Origin of the sequence: Streptomyces chilikensis, assembly GCF_001642695.1 — a bacterium.
GTDB lineage: Bacteria > Actinomycetota > Actinomycetes > Streptomycetales > Streptomycetaceae > Streptomyces > Streptomyces chilikensis.
The window spans coordinates 1-3,184 of record NZ_LWCC02000154.1; the positions used below are offsets into that span (position 1 = coordinate 1).

The window sequence follows — 3,184 nt, forward strand, 5'->3', positions numbered from 1 at the left end:
GGCGGGCCCCCGGCGGACGCCGGTCGCGGGCCGACGGCGTGGGCGGGGCCGACGGGGCCGGGGGGGCCGAGGGGGCATGGTCGAGGGCGCGGGCCTGGCGGGGCCCGTACGGCGGGGTCATCGGTGGCTTCCTCCGGTGGACGGTGCGGACGGCGGACGGCGGGGCAGGAAGGGCAGTTCGAGGGTGGTCCGGAGCATCGGGCCGACGGGGGTGCGCAGTCCGACGCCGAACTCCTCCCACAGGGAGGTCCCGCCGTCGAGGAAACGCAGCAGGCGTTCCGCCGGCACGCGGCGGAACAGGTCCGTGAAGAAGGCGGGGCCGTCGACCCGGCCGGTGTCCAGCGCCCGCAGCAGCACCGCGTCCATGGCGAGCGACCGCCGCCCGTGGGGCGGCGGCACCTCCGCCCGGCCCGCGCGCAGGGCGGCGGCCACCGCCCGGCTCTGCCGCTGCACGGCGGCGAAGGTGTAGCCGGTCGCCGGGCGGGTCGCGCCGCCCGCGGTGCCGATCCGGAAGACCGAGCGGCCGGCCCGGCGGGCGAACCGCCCGTCCGTCATGGGGATCACGCCCTGCTCCGCGGCCTCCACGGTCACCGTGCCCAGGCCCAGGACGTCGCGGCAGTAGCGGTCCAGCGCCGCCTCGTACGCCTCGGTGGCCAGCGGGGCGCGGGAGAACTCGGTGTACTCGACCAGCGCCCGGTCCGCGGCCAGCGGCAGGACGTAACCGAAGGCCAGGCCGTGGCGCGGCTGCGGGACGCGGAAGTCCATCAGGTCGGCGACCGCCGGATCGAACCGCGCGGCACCGGTGCGCACGAACCAGCCGCGGAAGTGCTGCAGCAGGTGGGTCCGGGCCGGGGGCAGGACGCGCGGCGGGCGGGAGTCGAACACGTGGCGCGCGTGGAGCGACAGGGTGCCGCCGTCCGGCGTCGCGCAGCGCACCTCGGCGCCGCCGGCCGTGTCACGGACCTCCTCCGCCGTCGCCCGCAGGACGCGGGCGCGCGGGGAGTCCGCCAGCCGGGCGTGCACCAGGCGTTCGAACGCGGGGGAGCGGATCATGCGGTAGCTCAGCGGAGCCGGGTCCACGGTGACGGCCCGTCCGTCGGCGCCGTGCACGCGCAGCCGGGACCAGGAGGCGACGACCGCCTCGCCCAGGCCGTCGTCGTCGCCCTCGCCGTCGTCGTGGTGCCAGTGGCACCAGGTGCGCTCGGGCGGCCGCAGGGGACCGTCGGGGGCCTCCACCAGCGTCAGGGAGAGGGAGGGGGAGACCTCCGCCAGCCGGTGCGCCAGGCTCAGTCCGGCCGCGCCGCCGCCGAGGACGGCCACGTCGGAGGTCAGGGAGGAGGCGGCCCGGCTCATCCGGCCGCCCGGGACCGCGTCCCCGGCGCCGGCACGACCGTCCGCCCCCCGCTCCGGGCACGGCGCGGGCGGGGAACGGGGGCGGCGTCGGATCGGCCGCCGGTGCGGGCGCCGTCGAGGGTCACAGTGCACTCCCGGAAGTCGGGGACGGGTCGTCGGTCCTGCTCACGCATCGTCTCTTCCGGGTCGGGGCCCCCGGCGGATGCGGCGCGCGGTCCGCGCCGCCGTCAGCCGGGTGACGGATCGGCGAGCAGCTCCCGGGCGGCCCGCGTGCCCGAGGCCAGCGCGCCCTGGACGCTGCCGGTCGCCCGGTGGTCGCCGCAGACGTACCTGCCCGCCGCGAGGCGCGTGGTGCGGCTCAGGGGCCACGGGGGCTCCATCACGGGCAGAGCGCCCCGGACGGTGTACACGGCGACCTCACGCCAGTCGCGGGTGTCGGCGCCGTACAGCTCGCCCAGACGGCGCAGCACCCTCCCGCCCGCCCCGGGCCGGTCGTCGCCGAGCACGGAGGTGGAGACCAGAGCGGTGCCCGGCGGCGCGTAGCCGGGGGTGACCTCGCTCGGCACACAGGTGTTCAGCACCTCGCCCGAGCCGTCCACCACCAGCGTCGGCTCGGCCAGCGGAGGGCGCGGCGCGGCGTGGTAGTAGGTGGTGACCGTGCGGCCGGCCGGCACCTCCAGCCCCGGCAGCAGCCGCGCAGCGGTGGCCGCGTCCGTCGCCACCACCACGCCGCGGGCGGCCAGTTCCCGGCCGTCGGCGAGCAGCACCCCCTCGCCGGTGACCGCCTCCACCGGGGTCTCCAGCCGCAGCGTGCCCTCGGGGAGGCGGCCGGCCAGCTGCTCGGGGACGGCGCGGATCCCGTCGGCGGGCAGGCACAGCGTGCCCCGGACCATGCTCCGCCAGACCAGGTGGAAGAAGCGGGCGGAGGTCTCCAGCCGGTCCTCCAGGAACACCCCGGAGAGGAAGGGCCGCAGGATCCCGTCGACCGTGCGGGCCGAGACCCCGGCGCGGGACAGGGCGGCGGCGGTGGACCGGTCGTCCGGGTGCCGGGTGACGAAGCGGGCGGGCAGCAGGGCGTCCCGCGCGGTGAGCACGCCCAGGGCGGCGAGGTCCCGGGCCGGCAGCACCCGCCCGGGCAGCAGCGCCCCCGCCTCCCCGGGGCGCCGGGTGGGATCGGCCAGCCGGACCGGTCCGTCCGGGGTGTGCGCCACCAGGCCCGGCGTGAACGGCCTCAGCCGCAGGGCCCGCAGGTCCAGCCGCCGCTTGACCTGCGGGTACGAGGTGTTGAACACCTGGAATCCCCGGTCCAGCAGGAACCCGTCCCGGCGGTCCGTGCGCATCCGGCCGCCCACGCCGTCGGACGCCTCCAGCAGCGCCACGCGCCGTCCCGCGCGGCAGAGGTCCAGCGCGCAGGCCAGGCCGGCCAGGCCCGCTCCGACGACGACGGTGTCCGGGGCGCGGCGGATGCGCGGGGGGTGACCGGTCATGGCTGCTGCTCCTCCGGCGTTCCTTCGGCGCCGTCCCGCGGACGGCGGTGGAGCCCGCGGGGCGTCTTTGCCCCGGCGGGTACCGCGGGCTGGACCGGGCGGCACCGGGGCCGGGTACCCGGTGGCCCGGTCCGCGTCACCCGTCCGCCGCCGGTCCGGTGTCGCCCGTCCGCCGCCGGTCCGGTGTCGCCCGTCCGCCGCCGGTCCGATGCCGCCCGTCCGGTGCCGGTCCGCCACCGCCCGTCCGGTGCCGCCCGCGCGCCGCCCGTCCGGTGCCGCCGGTCCGGTCTCGCCTGCGCGCCGCCCGTCCGGTGCCGCCCGCGCCGCCGGTCCGGTGCCGCTCG

Annotated in this window: 2 protein-coding genes; both read right to left on the bottom strand. The window is 79.1% G+C overall.

The annotated features are described in order from the left end of the window. Positions 1 to 117 precede the first annotated feature (117 nt). On the bottom strand, positions 118 to 1,353 hold the full coding sequence (locus tag A2U95_RS29570) for a lycopene cyclase family protein (RefSeq protein WP_166028663.1): 1,236 nt from the start codon (positions 1,351 to 1,353) through the stop codon (positions 118 to 120). A 227-nt stretch (positions 1,354 to 1,580) separates the two neighbouring features. Further along, entirely contained in the window at positions 1,581 to 2,840 is a 1,260-nt protein-coding gene (locus tag A2U95_RS29575; protein ID WP_166028664.1) for an NAD(P)/FAD-dependent oxidoreductase, read from the bottom strand. Positions 2,841 to 3,184 lie beyond the last annotated feature (344 nt).

Bases quoted from the DNA above. Each gene is read 5' to 3' on its own strand.
- A2U95_RS29570 (WP_166028663.1), bottom strand. From the start codon at position 1,353: ATGAGCCGGGCCGCCTCCTCCCTGACCTCCGACGTGGCCGTCCTCGGC.
- A2U95_RS29575 (WP_166028664.1), bottom strand. From the start codon at position 2,840: ATGACCGGTCACCCCCCGCGCATCCGCCGCGCCCCGGACACCGTCGTC.